The organism is Kineosporia sp. NBRC 101677 (assembly GCF_030269265.1).
In the GTDB taxonomy this organism is placed as follows: domain Bacteria; phylum Actinomycetota; class Actinomycetes; order Actinomycetales; family Kineosporiaceae; genus Kineosporia; species Kineosporia rhizophila.
This window is the reverse complement of sequence record NZ_BSTA01000013.1, coordinates 21,352-38,127: the sequence shown is the minus strand read 5'-3', so window position 1 is coordinate 38,127 and position 16,776 is coordinate 21,352. Positions and strand designations below refer to the sequence as shown.

Below are 16,776 nucleotides of genomic sequence, written 5' to 3'. Positions count from 1 at the left end.
ACATGGCGATCGCGTTGCGGTATGCGGCGCGCTCCGATGTCGGCCTGGTCCGGTCCAACAACCAGGACTCCGGCTACGCCGGCCCCGATCTGCTGATCATCGCAGACGGCATGGGCGGACACGCGGGCGGTGACATCGCGTCCTCCCTGGCCATCGGGGAGATGGCCCCGCTGAACGACATGGAGCACGGGTCCGACGCGGCGCAGGGCGAGCTGCTGGAGTCGTTGCGGCACGTCCAGCGTGAGCTGGAGCAGCGGGTGGCCGAGGAGCCGGCCCTGTCGGGCATGGGCACCACGGTCACGGCGCTGCTGCGGGTCGGCAACGGCCGGCTGGCGCTGGCCCACATCGGCGACTCGCGGGCCTACGTGCTGCACAACGGGCGGCTGGAGCAGATCACCCGCGACCACACGTTCGTCCAGCGGCTGGTCGACGACGGCCGGATCACGCTGGCCGAGGCCGAGCAGCACCCCCAGCGTTCGGTGCTGATGCGGGTGCTGAGCGACGTGATGGACGACGTCGACCCCGACCTGTCCATGATCGACGCACGGATCGGCGACCGGTACCTGCTGTGCTCGGACGGCCTGTCCGGCGTGGTCAGCTTCGAGACGATCGAAGAGACGCTGGCCTTCGGCAAGGACCCGGCCAGCACCTGCGACCAGCTGGTCCAGCTGGCCCTGCGCAGCGGCGCCCCGGACAACGTCACGTGCATCGTCGCCGACGTGGTCGACTCGGTCAGCTCCCCCGTCAGCATCGAGCCGGTGGTCGTGGGAGCCGCCTCTCTTCATCCCCAGCCGCGGATCGGGTTCGGCGGGTCCGCGGCTGAACGAGCGGCCGAGCTGACATCCACTGCCCCGATCCCGGTGGTGCGCGACTACGACCAGCGTGACCACCCGGCCGAGCAGCTGTACGGCGACGGGTACTCCGACCGTTACGAGGACCAGTACCAGCAGCAGCCGTACCAGGACGACTACCGCGACGGTTACCGCGACCAGTACGACGACCGCTACCAGGACTCCTCCCGCCAGGAAGAGCCGCCGCCCGGCCGTCGCCGGGCCGGTGGCCGTGGCGAGAGCGAGGGTGGCGGCAAGCGCCGCCGCGGTCTGCGCCTGGGTCTGGGCCTGTTCCTGGTGCTGGTTCTGGCGGCCGGGGCCTTCGGCGCCTACCGGTGGACGCAGGGGCAGTACTTCGTCGGGTCCGAGGCCGGAGCGGTGGCGATCTTCAAGGGCCTGCCGCAGTCGGTCGGCCCGATCAACCTGAAGAGCATCGACACCCGGGTGCCCGAGGTACAGGTCACCAACCTGTCCGAAGACACCCAGCGCCGCCTCGAAGACGGCATCGCGGCCGACGACAAGGCGGACGCCCAGAGCAAGGTCGGCCAGCTTCGCACCGAGGCCGACTGCCGAGTGGCGGCCGCGAACCCCACGCCCACGGTCACGCCCACCGTCGAGCCGACCGGCTCGCCCAGCGCCACCACGGGCAAGAACAACGGCGCTGCAGCGACCACGGGTCCGGGCACCACCACCAGTGAGCCCGCCCCGACCACGACGTCAACGGCGCCGGGTGGTGGAACCGCGTCCGACTGCGCGGAGGCGAACTGATGGCGGCCGCGAGATCCACCTCGCCCCGCACCGGCCGGAACATCGAGGCCCTGCTGATCGTCGTGGCCATCGGCCTGGCGATCGGGGCCTACGCGATGGTGGGCCTGGCGATCAACGACGCGTTGCCGCCGGGCATGCTCGGCTACGGCGCCGGTCTGGGTGCCCTGGCCCTGGTCCTGCACCTGGCCGTGCGCCGGTTCGCGCCCTACGCCGACCCGACCCTGTTGCCGCTGGCGATGCTGCTCAACGGCCTCGGCCTGGTCATGATCCATCGCATCGACCTGGGCCGGGGTCTGGACTTCGCCAACTCGCAGGCGTTCCGGCAGCTGCTGTGGACGTCGCTGGCGGTGGTCGCAGCCACCGTGGTCATCGTCTGGCTGCGCGATCACCGCATGCTCAGCCGCTACACCTACGTGGCTATGGCCGCCGGTCTGGTGCTGCTGCTGCTGCCGCTGACCCCGTTCCTGGGTAAGAACCTGAACGGCGCTCGCATCTGGATCGGGCTCGGCCCGTTCTCGTTCCAGCCCGCCGAGATCGCCAAGATCTCGCTCACCATCTTCTTCGCCGGCTACCTGGTCACCGCACGAGACTCACTCTCGCTGGCCGGGCGCAAGGTGCTCGGGGTGCAGCTGCCGCGCGCCAAGGACCTGGGCCCGTTGCTCACCGCCTGGGGTGTCACCCTCGCGGTGCTGGTGTTCGAGCGTGACCTCGGTACCTCGCTGCTGTTCTTCGGCATGTTCGTCGGCCTGCTCTACGTGGCCACCGAACGGGCCAGCTGGGCCCTGCTCGGTGTGCTGCTGTTCGTCGGCGGCGCGCTCGTGGCCTGGAGGCTGTTCTCGCACGTGCAGCGCCGGGTCGACTACTGGCTCGACCCGTTCAGCCCGGACCTGATCGACTACAGCGTGCAGATCGTCCAGGGCCTGTTCGGCATGGCCAGCGGCGGCCTCATCGGCACCGGCCTGGGCGAGGGCCGGCCCTACGGCAACACCATGTACTTCGCCGAGAGCGACATGATCTTCGCTTCGCTGGGCGAGGAGCTGGGTCTGGCCGGTCTGTTCGCGATCCTGGTGGCGTACGCGCTGATCGTGGAGCGCGGCCTGCGCACCGCCATCGCCGCCCGCGACGGCTTCGGCAAGCTGCTGGCCACCGGTCTTGCCTTCACGCTGGCCCTGCAGGTGTTCATCGTGGTCGGCGGCGTCACCCGGGTCATCCCGCTGACCGGTCTGACCCTGCCGTTCATGGCCGCCGGTGGTTCCTCGCTGCTGGCCAACTGGACGATCGTGGCGATCCTGCTGCGTATTTCCGACTCCGGCCGCCGCCCCCCGGTGGCTGCCGACGGCCCGCTGTTCGACCTGCCGTTCGACGAGCTGCCCGAAGAGCTGAAGAACGACCCGGAGTTCCAGGAGGACAGGCGCAGGCTGGCCGGCCCGGAAAGTGATCAGGAAACGGTGGTGGTCCGGTGAACAGCCCGATCCGCAGGCTGGCAGCCGTCATTACCCTGCTTTTCGCCTCGCTCTTCGTCAGCGTCACCTACATCCAGGTGGTCTCCGCCAAGGAACTGGACGAGCACCCCCGTAACACCCGCTCCCTGATCAAGGAACGCAGCCGCGAACGAGGCCAGATCCTGGCCGGCACCAAGGTGCTGGCCACCTCGACGCCGAGCGACGACGTCTACCAGTTCCTGCGGGAGTACTCGGCCCCCCAGATGTATGCGCCGATCACCGGCTACTACTCCCTGGTCAACACCCCGTACGGGCTGGAGAGCGCGGAGAACGAGTACCTGTCCGGCTCCTCGGACGAACTGTTCCTGCGCAGCCTGACCAACCTGCTCACCGGTGAACAGCCGAAGGGCGCCTCGGTCGAGACCACGATCAACACCAAGGCGCAGAAGGCGGCCTGGGACGCGCTGGGCAACCAGCGCGGGGCGGCGATCGCCCTGAACCCGAAGACCGGCGACATCCTGGCCATGGTCAGCAAGCCCTCGTACAACCCGAACGACCTGGCCACGCACGACACCAAGGCCGCCCTCGACGCGTACAAGAAGCTGAACGCCGACGAGCTGGAACCGCTGATCAACCGCAACATCGGCCAGCTCTACCCGCCGGGCTCGACGTTCAAGATCGTCACCTCGGCGGCGGCCATGTCGAACGGTGACTACTCGGCCAACTCGGAGAACGGGATCATCGGCCCGGTCACCCTCGATCTGCCGGAGACCACGGCCACGATCAGCAACAGCGGCAACCACGGTTGTGCGGACGGCACCCCCACGCTTCTCGAGGCCTTCGAGATCTCGTGCAACACTACGTTCGCCAAGCTGGCCATGGATCTTGGCCAGGACGTGATGCAGGAACAGGCCACCAAGTTCGGCTTCGGCCAGACACTGACCATCCCGCAGAAGGTGGCCGACAGCGTCTTCGCCGACACCGAACTGAACGCGCCGCAGCTGGCCCAGTCCGGCATCGGCCAGTTCGAGGTCCGCACCACCCCGCTCCAGGTGGCCATGATCGCGGCCGGCGTCGCCAACGACGGTGTCGTGATGCGGCCCAACCTGGTCAAGCGGGTGCTCAGTGCCGACGGCAAGACGGTCTCCGAGCGCAGCCCGGAAGAACTTTCCGAGGCGGTCACCCCCGACGTGGCCGAACAGCTGACCGAGATGATGGTGGCGACCGTGAGCGAAGGAACCGGTACCGCCGCACAGATGAGCGGTATCGAGGTGGCAGGCAAGACGGGCACCGCGCAGAATGCGGAAGGCGCCGCACCGCATGCCTGGTTCACCTCTTTCGCGCCTGCGGATGACCCGGAGGTGGCGGTCGCTGTGGTGGTCGAGAACGGTGGAAACGCAGGCAGCGAGGCTTACGGCGGTACGGTCGCGGCACCGATCGCCAAGGCCATGATGGAGGCGGTGATCGAATGATCACCAATGTTGGTCAACGACTTGGTGAGCGTTACGTCCTGCGCGAGCGCCTGGCCGTGGGTGGCATGGGTGAGGTCTGGGCCGCGGTCGACGAGGTGCTCAACCGGCCCGTCGCGGTCAAGGTCCTGCGCACCGACCTGGCGCCGGACGCGAACTTCCAGGCCCGGTTCCGCGCCGAGGCGCGCACCGCGGCCGCTCTGAGCCACGGCGGTATCGCCGCGGTCTACGACTACGGCGAGGCCCTGGGCTCGGCGTACCTGGTGATGGAGCTCGTGCCGGGTGATCCGCTGTCGGCGATGATCGCCGACGAGGGGGCGCTGGGCTCGGACCGGACGCTGTCGATCGTGGGTCAGGCTGCACGCGCACTGCACGCTGCCCACCGACACGGCGTCATCCACCGGGACATCAAGCCGGCGAACCTGATGGTCACGCCCGAGCTGCGGGTCAAGGTCACCGACTTCGGGATCGCCCGGCCCCGCGACCACGAGCCGCTGACCGCCACCGGCCAGGTGATGGGCACCGCCCACTACCTGGCACCGGAACTGGCCCGCGGGGAGACGGCCTCGCCGCTGTCCGACGTGTACGCGCTGGGTGTGGTGGCCTACGAGTGCCTCACCGGGTGGCGGCCGTTCGAGGGCGACAACCAGGTCGCCGTCGCCACTGCCCACCTGCAGGACGAGCCGCCGCCGCTGCCGGAGACCATCCCGGCGCAGATCCGCAGCATCGTGATGTCGGCGATGGCCAAGAACCCGGCCAAGCGCCCGCAGGGCGCCGACGCGCTGGCCTCGCTGATGGAAGATGCCCGGCTGCGCGGCCTGGGCGGCCCGCGGACGTCCGCTCCGGACTCCGACGAGATGGCCGCCCCGGTCAGCCCGCAGCGGGGCAACGCCGAGCCGGCCTGGCCGCAGGCCGATCCGGCCGCGCGTCGTGGTCCGGCGCCCGACCGCAACCCCGGCCCGGGCCGTCCGACGGCCTGGGAGTCCCGGGGCCGGGGCCCGCGCGAGCAGGAGCAGTACGACCAGCGTGATCCGCGGGGTCAGCGCGACCCCCGCGACACGCGTGACCCCCGCGGTCAGGCGCCCCTGGCCGACACCGGCTACGCCCCCGGCCCGGATCACAGCTACCGCCGCGATCCGCGTCAGCAGCAGCCCAGCGGCTACCGTCCGCAGAACAACGGCGGCTACGACCAGCAGCAGTACCTGGACTCCGGGTACGACCAGCGCGATCAGAGGGATCAGCGGTCGGCCTACGCCGGCGGCCCCTCGGGCGGGCGTGGCCGTCAGGACGACGACCCGTTCTCGTCGCTGGGTGCCGGGGGCGACTACCCCTCGCGCAGCGCCAACCGGGGTCCCAGCCGGAACCGGGCCACCCACGGGCGGTCCTCGCAGTCCGGCGGTTTCCCCGGCGAGGCCTCCTCGGGCGGCCGGCGGAAGCTGTCGATCCCATTGATCGCGCTGATCGCTCTCGTGGTGCTGGTGGCGATCGTCTACGGCGTGAGCAAGGCGAGCGCGGCGACTCTGTCGGAGGCGGCCGGGTTGCGATCAGGTCACGTCACCTCCTCCGTGTCCGTCGAGCGCAACACGGACATGGTCACGAGCGTCGGGATCAGAGGATGATGGACGCGGCTTGGACGACGCGAGGATGGAACCGGTGAACGACAACGTGCGGGTGCTCGGCAACCGCTACGAGATCGGCGGCCTGCTCGGCCGGGGTGGCATGGCCGAGGTCCACGAGGGCCGCGACCTGCGCCTGGGCCGCACCGTCGCGGTCAAGCTGCTGCGCACCGACCTGGCCCGCGATGCCACCTTTCAGGCCCGGTTCCGGCGCGAGGCCCAGTCCGCCGCCGCGCTGAACCACCCCTCGATCGTCGCCGTGTACGACACCGGCGAGGAGTCGATGGTCGAGGCCAGCGGCGGGGTGGTGAACCTGCCGTACATCGTCATGGAGTACGTGGAGGGCCGCACCCTGCGTGAGGTCCTCGGCGAGGGCCACCACCTCGACGTCGACGCGGCGCTGGAGATCACCACCGGCGTGCTCGCCGCGCTGGAGTACAGCCACCGCATCGGCATCGTGCACCGCGACATCAAGCCGGCCAACGTGATGCTCACGCCGGTCGGCGACGTGAAGGTGATGGACTTCGGTATCGCCCGGGCGATGGCCGACTCCTCCTCCACGATGACGCAGACGCAGGCCGTCATCGGCACCGCCCAGTACCTGTCCCCTGAGCAGGCGCGCGGCGAGCAGGTCGACACCCGCAGCGACCTGTACTCGGCCGGCTGCCTGCTCTACGAACTGCTCACCGGCCGTCCGCCGTTCATGGGCGACTCGCCGGTGTCGGTGGCCTACCAGCACGTGCGTGAGCAGCCGATCCCGCCCAGCCACGTGGTCGGCGGGATTCCCGAGGCGGTCGACCGGATCGTGCTGCACTCCCTGGCCAAGGGCCGGGACGAGCGCTACCAGACCGCTCAGGACTTCCGCGCCGACGTCGAGGCGGCCCGCGGCGGTCGGCAGATCTACGCGCCGATGCCGGCGATGACCGGCTCCAACGCCACCACGCAGTTCATGCCGGCGGCCGACGGCACGCGGGCGATGCCGCCGGTGCCGAACGCGGCCGCGCAGGGCGCTGCGATGTACGGCGACCAGGCCACCACGGTCGGCGGCAACCCCTACGACCCGTACGGTCAGCAGCCGGAAGAGTACGGCCGCCGCTCACGCGAGGCCGAGCCGAACAACCGCAAGCCGCTGGCGATCGCGGCCGGGGTGCTGGCGCTCATCGTGGTGATCGCGGTGATCCTGAGCCAGACGGGCCTCTTCGGCGGGGACGACAAGGGCACCGGAGGCGGCGGGGGCGGTGACTCCTCGGTCGAGGTCACGATCCCGAAAGGCCTCATCGACACGGCCGTGAAGGTGGCCCGGCAGAACCTGGTCGACGTCGGGATTCCGAAAGAGAACATCAAGACCAAGTCCGAGACCACCGACGACAGTTCCAAGGTCGGCAAGGTCATGGCGGTCGACCCGGAAGAGGGCTCGACGATCACCACTGCCGACACAGTCACCCTGACCGTCGGCAAGGACGCGAACAGTGCGGTCGTTCCCACGGTGAACAACCTGACGCTCGACCAGGCCAAGGCCGCCCTGGCCGAAGAAGGGCTTGAGGCCGGTACTCCCGTCGAGGCCACCCGCAGCAGTTCCACCACCCCGGGCATCGTGATCAGCAGCAAGCCGGGTGAGGGCGAGAAGGTCAAGCCCGGCTCCTCGGTGACGCTGACCATCACCTCGGCGAACGTCGAGATGCCCAATGTCGAAGGTCTGAAGTACGGCGCCGCCAAGAAGGCGCTCGAGCAGGTCGGCCTCAAGGTCACCCGCAACGACGAGGTCACTTCTCAGTACCAGGCCAACACCGTCATCGAGCCCGAGGTGTCGGCCGGGGAGTCGGTTCCCCGAGGCAGCACGGTCGGCCTAAGGGTGGCCAAGGCTCCGGAAGTCGAAGAGACCACGGAGCCCACGGAAGAGCCGACTGAGAGCGAAGAGCCTGAGCCGTCGGTCACCACCACGACCCCCGCTCCGTCGGTCACGTCCAGCGACGACAGCGGTGGGGACGAGGGCGAAGAAGACGACGAGAACGCCGACGGGATCATCGACATCCCCTGATCCACGTCGGCAAAGCAGGTGGGGCCCGGGCTACTCAGCCCGGGCCCCACCTGCTTTGGAACAAAGGACGATCAACGGCGCACCAGCGGTGCCATCCCGGCCGAGCGCTCGACCGCCCCCTCGTCGCCGCACACGGCCAGCCAGTTCGCGAGAATCCGGTGCCCGCCCTGGGTAAGCACCGACTCGGGGTGGAACTGCACCCCGAAGAGCGGCAGCTCGCGGTGCTGCAGGGCCATGACGACCCCGCCCTCAGTACGGCCCGTGACCTCCAGCTCCGCCGGCACGGTGTCGGCGACGACGGCCAGCGAGTGGTAGCGGGTGGCTGTGAACGGCGTGGGCAGGCCGTGCAGGACGCCGGTGTCGTTGTGCAGCACGTCGCTGGTCTTGCCGTGCATCAGCTCACTGGCGTGGGTGACGGTGGCGCCGAAGGCCTCTCCGAGCGCCTGGTGCCCCAGGCAGACGCCGAGCATCGGCTGCTGGCGCTCGGCGCAGTGCAGCACCATCTCCGGGCAGATGCCCGCATCCTTAGGTGCCCCGGGACCTGGTGACAGGAGAATCCCGTCGTACCCATCGGCGTCCTCAAGTTCCACCTCGTCGTTGCGCCGCACCACGCACTCGGCGCCGAGCTGGGTCAGGTAGCCGGCGATCGTGTAGACGAAGCTGTCGTAGTTGTCGACGACGAGCACTCTGACGGACTTCACTCAGGACTCCTGCGGGCTCTCGGTGGTCTTCTTGGACTTGGACGGGGAGGTCGGCGAAGCACCCGGCGTCCCCGCGACCCGGGCGTGGCTGAGGCTCAGCGGCCCCTGGTAGGCGGGGAAGTCCAGAGCCTGTGAGCTCTCCACGTCCCAGCCCAGCCGCAGCGACGCCACGTACTGCAGGTAGATGTTGATCTGGGGGGATGCGTCGACCGCCGAGCGCATGCCGTCCACGTCGCCGATGGCCCGGATGACGTAGGGAGGGGAGTAGACCCGCCCCTGCAGGATCAGCGTGTTGCCCACGCACCGCACCGCACTGGTCGAGATCACCCGCTGGTCCATCAGCATCATCGCCTCGGCCCCGCCCGCCCACAACGCGTTGACCACGGCCTGCACGTCCTGCTGGTGCACCACCAGGTCGTCCGGCCGGGCCTGGTCGGGCACCGAGGAGTCACGGGGCGCGTCGTCCAGGGTGATGGTCAGCCCGGGCCCGCTCACCGGCAGCAGACCGGCCACCGCCTCCACGTCGGCCGAGCCCTCTTCCAGCCCCCGGATCGTGGCATCGGTCTGGGCCGCGGCCTCGGTGTCGGTCCGGACCTGCTCGCGCAGCTCCGCGACGCGGGTCGACTGCTCCTGCACGCGATGGTTCTCGGCGACCAGCAGGTCGGCCAGGCTGGCCCGCTCCGACCGCAGCTGGGTGCCGTGCGAGGTGTAGGCGCTGGTGCTGAACAGCAGGCCGGCCACCACCAGCACCGCACCGACGCCGAAGGCCCCGGCCCGGGTGCGGCGGGGCGGCCCGACCACCGGCCGGGCGGTGCCTCCGAGCGGAAGACGGGGGTTGGCCGGCACCGGGCGAACTGGGCCGTGACTGTGTACCTCAGCTGAATCGTCCGATGCGGGGGCCACGGCACTACGCTAGAGGAAGTCGCCGCACGCCCATGGCCCCCCGTGGCGCGTGCAGTCGCCCTTGAGAGCAGCACCTGTCCCCGGAGGAGTATTCCCATGCCCGAGTCGAAGCAGCGGAACAAGGGTGGGTACGAGGCCCCCCGCGGCAAGGCTGCTGCCCCCAAGCCCAACGGCCGGTTCTTCGCGCCGATCATGGTCACGTTCCTGCTGCTGGGCCTGGCCTACATCGTGGCCTACTACCTCACCCAGGGCGACTACCCGGTGCCCAGCCTGGGCGACTGGAACCTGGTCGTGGGCATCGGCATCGCCCTGGTCGGGTTCGGCATGCTCACCCGCTGGCGCTGATCTTCCCCCTGTGGAATTACACCTGTGAAAGTTCTCCCCAGACTTATCCACAGGTGTGGAAAAGCGCAGGCCGGCCCGTCGGCAGGGCTGAAAAACCCTGCATGACGGGCCGAATCGTCACCCAACCCGCGAGACGGACGAAATCCCGAAATGCCGGTGAAACCGACAGTGCCCGCAGTGGTTTTCGACATCGGTGGGGTGCTCACCACGTCCGAGGGCGGCGTGCCCGAACTGTCCGACCTGATCGGGGTCGAGCGTGAGCGGTTCGCCGGCCCGTACTGGGCGCACCGGGCCGACTACGACCGCGGCACCTCGCCCCGGGAGTACTGGGCCAAGGTGGCGGCCGACCTCGGCCTGGAGTGGTCGGACGAGGACATCGCCCGCTTCGACCTCTTCGACGCCCGGCGCTGGTTGCACCTGGCCCCCAGCCGGCTGGAGCTGATCACCGGCCTGCAGGACGCCGGGGTGAGCACGGCCCTGCTGTCGAACGCGCCGGCCTCGATGGCCCGGGTGGTGAAGGACAGCGACTGGTCGGCCGGGTTCGACCAGCGGGTGTTCTCCTGCGACCTCGGCCTGGTCAAGCCGGACCCGCGGATCTACCGGGCGGTGGAGGAGCGGCTGGGGCGCCCCGGCCCGGAACTGGTCTTCTTCGACGACCGGCCGCCGAACGTGACCGCGGCCCGGGAGCGGGGCTGGCAGGCCCACCGGTGGACGACACCGGAGGCCTGCCGCGAAGTGCTGGTCGAACTGGGACTGCTACCCGCCTAGCGGGACCAGCAGCCCTTCCGGAACGGTACTGATCTTGACCGCGTAGGCGGCGGCCAGCACCAGGACCAGACCGGCCAGACCCACCGCCTGCACCGCGGTGCGGTTGGCCCGGGGGGCGTAGGCCAGAGCCGCAGCGGCCACGACCCCGGTCACCAGCCCACCCAGGTGGGCCTGCCAGGCGATGTTGGGCACTACGAAGCCGAACGCGAAGTTGATCGCGATCAGCACCAGGACCTGCGTGGCGTCGCGGTTCAGCCGGCGCTGCACCACGAAGAACGCGCCGAAGAGGCCGAACACCGCGCCGGAGGCACCCACGGTGGGGGTGAGCCAGCCCGAGCCGTTCTCGAGGTCGGCGCTGGCCAGCACCAGGTAGCCGATCGAGCCGCCGAGTGCACTGATCAGGTACAGCGCCACGAAACGGACCCGGCCGAACAACTGCTCCAGGTACGGCCCGGTGACCCACAGGGCGTACATGTTGAACAGGATGTGCAGCGGGCTGGACTGCGAGTGCAGGAACGCCGCGGTGAGCAGCCGCCAGGGCTCGGACAGCGCGTACGGCGGGTAGAACGAGAAGTCGACCGTGACCTGCGAGTTCACCTGCTGCAGGAGCCAGGCGACGGCGCACAGGCCGATGATCGTCAGGGTGACGACGGGCCGGCCGCCCTGCGTCACCGCTGCCCCGAACGGGGTGCGGGCCGTGCGTACGCCCTTGTTCTGCTCACGCACGCAGTCCACGCACTGCACCCCTACGGCCGCGGCCCGCTGGCACTCCGGGCAGACCGGCCGCTCGCAGCGCTGGCACCGGACGTAGGAGACGCGGTCCGGGTGGCGCGGACAGACCGGTTCGGCCGCCGCGCCACCCGTGGAGGGCTGAGAGCTCACCCGCGCTCGATGGTGACCCGCTCGATCACCACGTCCTTCTCCGGACGGTCCCGACGGTCGGTCGGGGTCTTGGCGATGCTGTCCACCACGTCCCGGCTGGACTGGTCGGCGACCTGGCCGAAGATCGTGTGCTTGCCCTGCAGGTGGGTCGGGGTGCTCACGGTGATGAAGAACTGCGAGCCGTTGGTGCCCCGGCCGCCCCGGACCCCGGCGTTGGCCATGGCCAGCAGGTAGGGCTGGGTGAACGACAGTTCCGGGTGGATCTCGTCGTCGAAGTTGTAACCCGGGCCACCGGTACCGGTGCCGGTCGGGTCGCCACCCTGGATCATGAAGCCCTCGATGACCCGGTGGAAGATGATGCCGTCGTAGAAGTGCTTGCCGTTGTTGGCGCCCTCCTGGGTGCCCTCGGCCAGCTCGACGAAGTTACGCACCGTCTTGGGCGCGTGGTTCGGGAACAACTGGATCCGGATGAGACCGTGGTTGGTCAGCATGTCGGCGTACAGGTTCGAGGGAAGCTGCTCGGTCAACGGGGTGTACCCCTTCTCAGTGGCGGTTGCGTGCCCGGGAAGTCTGTCACGGACGGTGCCTCGCGACCTTTGCGGTCCGTACGCACAACGCACCGGCGCCCGGGGATGATCCCGGGGATGGCATCCCGACTTGGCCGTCGCGCCTAAAGATCACATAGTGGATCGGACGACAGAGCTCGGGTGGCAGATTGCTCAGATCGCGGAACGATGGACGCCAACGCGGCACCACCCAGAGCTTCGGCGAGTGACCGCACGAGAAGGAGGACGATGCCGTGAAGGCGCGAAGCAAGAGGGCCAAGGCACAGAAGGAGACCCGGGCTCAGCTGCGGTCCGCGCTCGACACCGCGGCGGTCAACGCCCGCACCGGTGGCACCCTGGTCGTCGAGCGGGTCACCCCGGTCGCCCACGCGACCAAGGACAAGGTGACCGTCGTGACGAAGGACAAGGTGGTCCCGGCCGTGCGTAACGCCGCCGACCACGCCGGTCCGGCCCTGGAGAAGGGCTACGCGCAGGCTCGGGAGAAGGCCGCCCCGGTGGTCGCCCAGGGCCGCGACAAGGTCGTCGACGACCTGCTGCCCAAGCTGGCCGAGGCGATCGCCGCGGCCTCCGCCGCAGCCATCGCGGCCCGGGACAACGCCGTCGACCACGCGCAGGAGCGCGCCGCCGTGGCGGTGCAGAACCTGCCGGCCAACAAGAAGGCCCAGAAGAAGGCGCGTCGCCAGCAGCGTCGTCGCCGCTTCCTGATCTTCACCGTGATCACTGCGGCGGCCGGTGCGGCCGCCGTGGTCTGGAAGCAGCGCAGCGCCGCCCAGGACCCGTGGACGCCCGACCCGGGGGTCACCACGATCAACGGCGCCGCCAACGGCACCCCGCTCGCCACGCCCGGCACCCCCGTGGTCCCGGTCGAGGAGGACGAGGCCGACGTGATCGGCCGGGACGCCAAGACGGACCGCTGATCCGAGCAGCTGGACGACCCGGTCACCCCTCGTGGGTGGCCGGGCCTTCCGTCTGCTGCCGCAGTTGGGCGAGCACCGCGCGTTCCTTGGCGAAATGCCGCTCGGCGCGGTCGTTCTCCCCCTGAGCACGGGCCAGTCGGCCCAGATACCCGGCGACCGGCCCCAGAGCCAGCATTCCGCTCCCCGCCCCGGCCACCTCGTCCTCTGCTGGAAGTAGTTGGGCGTAGGTCTTTCTCATGGCCGACTGGTCACCGGAGCGGATCGCGGCCAGGGCGTGCAGCACCGTGCGGGCCTCGAAGAGCAGATCACGAGGGGACGCCGGTGGCGGGCTCACGCCGGTGAGCGCGTCGAACCAGGGTCGATAGGGGCCGAAGTCCATATCAGCCAGGTGCTTTCCGGTACCGCCGTGCATCACGTCGAGGCCGAGCAGGGCCAACGGCAGGATGCCGTTCTCGACCCCGGGCATCCCCGTGCCCGGCAACTTGGCCGCGGCCTGGGCGTACGCGGCCTGCGCGGCCTCGGCCGGACCGGTGAGGGCGGCGCGCAACGCTCGGTACCAGGCCGTGAACACCCCGATCAGCGGAATGCCGTGTGCTTCGGCAAGCTCGTCCGCAGCCCGGGCGTGTCGGTCGGCGGCCGACAGGTCGGCCAGCGCGGCGTAGGACTGGACCAGGATCAGGTGACCCAGCACGGCCACCGTCGGCAGCGCCTGTTCGGCGGGCTGACCTGCGGCGATCTCGACAATCTGATGGCCGATGAGAGCGCGCTCGCGGGCCAGGCCGGCGCGGCCGAAGGTCTGCAGGAATCGGCCGTTCAGGGCCAGCGCGAGCAGGTGCGGATCGTTCAGCCCCCGGGCCAGCTGCTCCGCCTCCCGAGCCGCTTCCATCCCGCGCGGACCGCTGTCCGCCCGCCGCTCCAGGGCGATCGTGATCAGTAGGCGGGCGCGTTCGGAAGGGTGTTCCTCCCCCAGCGCCTCGATCCCGACCAACGCCCGCTCCGCCGACTCGACCAGAAACGTCGACAGTTCCTCGTCGTCGTTCGCGGTCCAGATCGCGGGCACCTCGAAAGCGCCGACCACCTGGGCGAAGAGCAGCGGATCGGCGAAATCGGCGGCAGCCCGCACGGCCTCCGCCCGGTACTGCCGCGCCTGGGTCAGCTCGCCGGTCACCGCGAGCGCCCGCACCAGGCCCATCAGCGCCTCCAGCCGCTGCCGCCGCCCGATCGCCCCGACCGGGTTCGGATCCTGTGCCCGGATCGCTGCGCGCCAGAGACCGTCGCCGGAAACCTGCTTCTCAAGGGGTTTTTCGAGATGGGCAGCCTGGTCGAGGATGTCTCTCTCGAGCTGCCGCAGCGGCTCACCGGGATCGATCCCCAGTTGCTCGGCCAGAACCTCACGGGCCCGCCGCAGCGCAGCCAGTGCATCCCCCTGTCGGCCGCTGCGGTACAGCCCGAGAGCCAGCAGCCGCCACCCGTCTTCCCGCAGCGGCTGCCGGTCGACCTGCGCCTCCAGGTCGAGAACGACCGCCGCCGAACGCCCGAGCGCAAGCCCGGCCTCGGCCCGACGCTCTACGGCCAGCGACCGGAGCTCGTCCAGCCTCTGCACCTCCCCGCGAGCCCACGACTGATCAGCGAACTCTGCGTACGCAGGCCCTCGCCATCGTCCTAAAGCACGTTCTAGCTGGTCATGGGCCGCAAGCGGCTGCCCTACGGAGAGCAGCCGCTCCCCCTCGCGGACTCCGTCCGCGAACCGCCAGGCATCCACCTCTTCCGGGCGCAGCGCATAGCCCGGCGCCTGCGTGACCAGCAACCGGGAAGCGGTCCGAGCCGGCCGCCGGGGCTCCAAAGCCTTCCGCAACGCCCCGACGAACGTCTGCAGCGAGCCGAGCGCCCCCTCGGGCGGCTCGTCCCAAAGGTCATCGATAAGCCACTGCACCGGCACCACGCGCGGTGCGGCAATCAGAAGTCTGGCCAGGACAGCACGATGCCGGGGGCCGCCCAGTTTGACCGGCTGTACGTCGCTTTCGACCTCCAGGGGGCCAAGCACGGCAAAGTTCAGCATCGGGCCTCACTTTAAAGCTGTTCGGCGTGCTGACGAGCCACCGCCAGCCCCCCACCCGCCCTGGGAAACACGACACGCCCGAAGCAAGGTTGAGAACCCAAACTGCACCCGGCACTGATTGAACACTGATTGACCCACCCCACCGTAGAACCCATGAACAACTTCACCCAGCAGCGCATCGAAGGCACGAACGGCGTCCACCTCAACGTGGCCGTAGGCGGCTCCGGCCCGGCGATCGTCCTGCTCCACGGCTTCCCGCAGACCCACGTCTGCTGGCGCGAGGTGGCCTCCGAACTCGCCCGGACCAACACCGTCATCTGCCCTGACCTGCGCGGATACGGTGACAGCGACAAGCCCGAAGACACCGGCGAGACCTACTCCAAGCGCACGATGGCGGCCGACGTGGTGGCGGTGGCCAAGAACCTCGGCTTCGAGAAGTTCGCCCTGGCCGGCCACGACCGCGGTGCCCTGGTGGCGATCCGGGCCGGCCTCGACCATCCGGGGGTGATCACTCACCTGGCCTCGCTCGACGTGTTCACCACCCTGGACATGTGGGACGTGATGGCCGGCCGGTCGGCGGCCGTGGGCTGGCACCTCTACCTGATGGCGCAGCCCCCGGGCCTGCCCGAAGCCATGATCAACGCCGTGCCGGACGAGTTCTTCGGCCACTTCCTCGACATCTGGGCCCGGACCCCGCTGCCGGCGCACGTGCGCGAGGTGTACCTGAAGAAGTCCCGCGACGCCGTCACCTCGATCGTCGCCGACTACCGGGCCTCGATCGGCATCGACGTGGAGCACGACGAGGCCGACCGCCGCGAAGGCACCCGGCTGCAGATGCCGGTCGCGGTGCTGCAGCAGGACTGGGGACCGCAGATGACCGGCCAGGCCGTCGCCCGCTGGCAGGCCTGGGTGCAGCAGCCGGAGAACCTGGTGCACCGCACGGTGAACTGCGGGCACTTCATGGCCGAGGAGGACCCGGCGCTGATCGTTCAGGCGTTGCGCGAGCTACTGGCCCGGTAGGTCGCTGTCGCCGCCGAGGTTGCCGATCATCCGCCGCAGCGTGTTGATCGTGGTCACGTAGTCCTCGGTGGAGATCCCCGAGCGGGTGTCCTGCTGCGCGCCGGACATCCGCTCGCGGGCCTTGGCCAGTTCCTGCTCGCCGAGCGCGGTCAGGCGGAACCCGTCGGACTCCTCCAGCCAGTCGCGCTCGATCAGGTCGTCGAACACGTCCTCGAGTTCGATACCCAGGTCGTCGAAGGGCTGGAGCCTCATGGCCAGCTCCGTCCGGGTCCATTTCCCCGGATCACCGGCCACGTGGTTCAGCGTCCACCAGTGCGGCTGGGTGAGCTGCTGAACTGCCAGCTCGGCCCGCAGCCGGCCCACCGTGGCCTGGTAGGCCACCCGGCTCCAGTAGCCGATCGGCTGGGCCGACACCTGCTCGTCGGGGTATTCGGCGATCGCCACGGCGCTAC

Annotated in this window: 15 protein-coding genes; 9 read left to right on the top strand and 6 right to left on the bottom strand. The window is 69.9% G+C overall.

All coding sequences use genetic code 11. The features are described 5' to 3' along the window. The first annotated feature begins 2 nt into the window (after positions 1 to 2). From QSK18_RS29965 to pknB, 5 genes are read left to right on the top strand one after another with little or no spacing between them, the layout of a single operon-like run. The gene (locus QSK18_RS29965; RefSeq protein WP_285626083.1) at positions 3 to 1,598 is read left to right on the top strand and encodes a PP2C family protein-serine/threonine phosphatase; all 1,596 of its coding nucleotides are present in this window, start codon (positions 3 to 5) and stop codon (positions 1,596 to 1,598) included. Next, positions 1,598 to 3,061, top strand: a complete 1,464-nt coding sequence (locus QSK18_RS29960) for an FtsW/RodA/SpoVE family cell cycle protein (protein WP_232811512.1) — start codon at positions 1,598 to 1,600, stop codon at positions 3,059 to 3,061. The genes QSK18_RS29965 and QSK18_RS29960 overlap by 1 nt, the downstream gene beginning before the upstream one ends. Beyond that, complete coding sequence (locus tag QSK18_RS29955; protein ID WP_232811511.1) at positions 3,058 to 4,512, top strand: peptidoglycan D,D-transpeptidase FtsI family protein; 1,455 nt, start codon at positions 3,058 to 3,060, stop codon at positions 4,510 to 4,512. Before QSK18_RS29960 ends, QSK18_RS29955 begins: the two co-directional genes overlap by 4 nt. Then, a complete protein-coding gene (locus QSK18_RS29950; protein WP_285626078.1) occupies positions 4,509 to 6,128 on the top strand; it encodes a protein kinase domain-containing protein in 1,620 nt (539 codons plus the stop codon). Before QSK18_RS29955 ends, QSK18_RS29950 begins: the two co-directional genes overlap by 4 nt. A 25-nt stretch (positions 6,129 to 6,153) precedes the next feature. After that, positions 6,154 to 8,163, top strand: coding sequence for a Stk1 family PASTA domain-containing Ser/Thr kinase (gene pknB, locus QSK18_RS29945; RefSeq protein ID WP_502894290.1), 2,010 nt, complete (start codon positions 6,154 to 6,156; stop codon positions 8,161 to 8,163). 71 nt (positions 8,164 to 8,234) lie between these two features. On the opposite strand, the gene QSK18_RS29940 is transcribed toward pknB, so the two are convergent. Both QSK18_RS29940 and QSK18_RS29935 read right to left on the bottom strand, forming a co-directional pair. Beyond that, positions 8,235 to 8,864 carry an aminodeoxychorismate/anthranilate synthase component II gene (locus QSK18_RS29940; RefSeq protein WP_232811508.1) on the bottom strand — a complete coding sequence of 210 codons (630 nt, stop codon included), beginning with the start codon at positions 8,862 to 8,864 and terminating at the stop codon, positions 8,235 to 8,237. Next, positions 8,865 to 9,710 carry a DUF881 domain-containing protein gene (locus QSK18_RS29935; RefSeq protein WP_285626071.1) on the bottom strand — a complete coding sequence of 282 codons (846 nt, stop codon included), beginning with the start codon at positions 9,708 to 9,710 and terminating at the stop codon, positions 8,865 to 8,867. It abuts the gene before it with no gap. A gap of 153 nt (positions 9,711 to 9,863) precedes the next feature. On the opposite strand from QSK18_RS29935, the gene QSK18_RS29930 reads away from it, so the two are divergent. Next, positions 9,864 to 10,112 carry a cell division protein CrgA gene (locus tag QSK18_RS29930; protein ID WP_232811506.1) on the top strand — a complete coding sequence of 83 codons (249 nt, stop codon included), beginning with the start codon at positions 9,864 to 9,866 and terminating at the stop codon, positions 10,110 to 10,112. Positions 10,113 to 10,289: 177 nt separating this feature from the next. Continuing rightward, complete coding sequence (locus QSK18_RS29925) at positions 10,290 to 10,880, top strand: HAD family hydrolase (protein ID WP_232811505.1); 591 nt, start codon at positions 10,290 to 10,292, stop codon at positions 10,878 to 10,880. Here the strand turns inward: QSK18_RS29925 and QSK18_RS29920 are convergent. Both QSK18_RS29920 and QSK18_RS29915 read right to left on the bottom strand, forming a co-directional pair. Beyond that, positions 10,869 to 11,762, bottom strand: a complete 894-nt coding sequence (locus QSK18_RS29920) for a rhomboid family intramembrane serine protease (protein ID WP_232811504.1) — start codon at positions 11,760 to 11,762, stop codon at positions 10,869 to 10,871. The two genes, QSK18_RS29925 and QSK18_RS29920, sit on opposite strands and share 12 nt — an antisense overlap. Further along, positions 11,759 to 12,253, bottom strand: a complete 495-nt coding sequence (locus QSK18_RS29915; RefSeq protein WP_232811648.1) for a peptidylprolyl isomerase — start codon at positions 12,251 to 12,253, stop codon at positions 11,759 to 11,761. Before QSK18_RS29915 ends, QSK18_RS29920 begins: the two co-directional genes overlap by 4 nt. 308 nt (positions 12,254 to 12,561) lie before the next feature. On the opposite strand from QSK18_RS29915, the gene QSK18_RS29910 reads away from it, so the two are divergent. Continuing rightward, the gene (locus QSK18_RS29910) at positions 12,562 to 13,245 is read left to right on the top strand and encodes a hypothetical protein (RefSeq protein ID WP_232811503.1); all 684 of its coding nucleotides are present in this window, start codon (positions 12,562 to 12,564) and stop codon (positions 13,243 to 13,245) included. Between the two features lie 22 nt (positions 13,246 to 13,267). Here QSK18_RS29910 and QSK18_RS29905 read toward each other — a convergent pair whose 3' ends face one another. Next, positions 13,268 to 15,304: an AfsR/SARP family transcriptional regulator gene (locus tag QSK18_RS29905; RefSeq protein WP_285626063.1), complete on the bottom strand. Its 2,037-nt coding sequence runs from the start codon at positions 15,302 to 15,304 to the stop codon at positions 13,268 to 13,270. 153 nt (positions 15,305 to 15,457) lie between these two features. Between QSK18_RS29905 and QSK18_RS29900 the strand changes: the two genes are divergently transcribed. Beyond that, entirely contained in the window at positions 15,458 to 16,324 is an 867-nt protein-coding gene (locus QSK18_RS29900) for an alpha/beta fold hydrolase (RefSeq protein ID WP_285626060.1), read from the top strand. Here the strand turns inward: QSK18_RS29900 and QSK18_RS29895 are convergent. Next, on the bottom strand, positions 16,310 to 16,768 hold the full coding sequence (locus tag QSK18_RS29895) for a winged helix DNA-binding protein (RefSeq protein ID WP_232811500.1): 459 nt from the start codon (positions 16,766 to 16,768) through the stop codon (positions 16,310 to 16,312). The two genes, QSK18_RS29900 and QSK18_RS29895, sit on opposite strands and share 15 nt — an antisense overlap. Positions 16,769 to 16,776 lie beyond the last annotated feature (8 nt).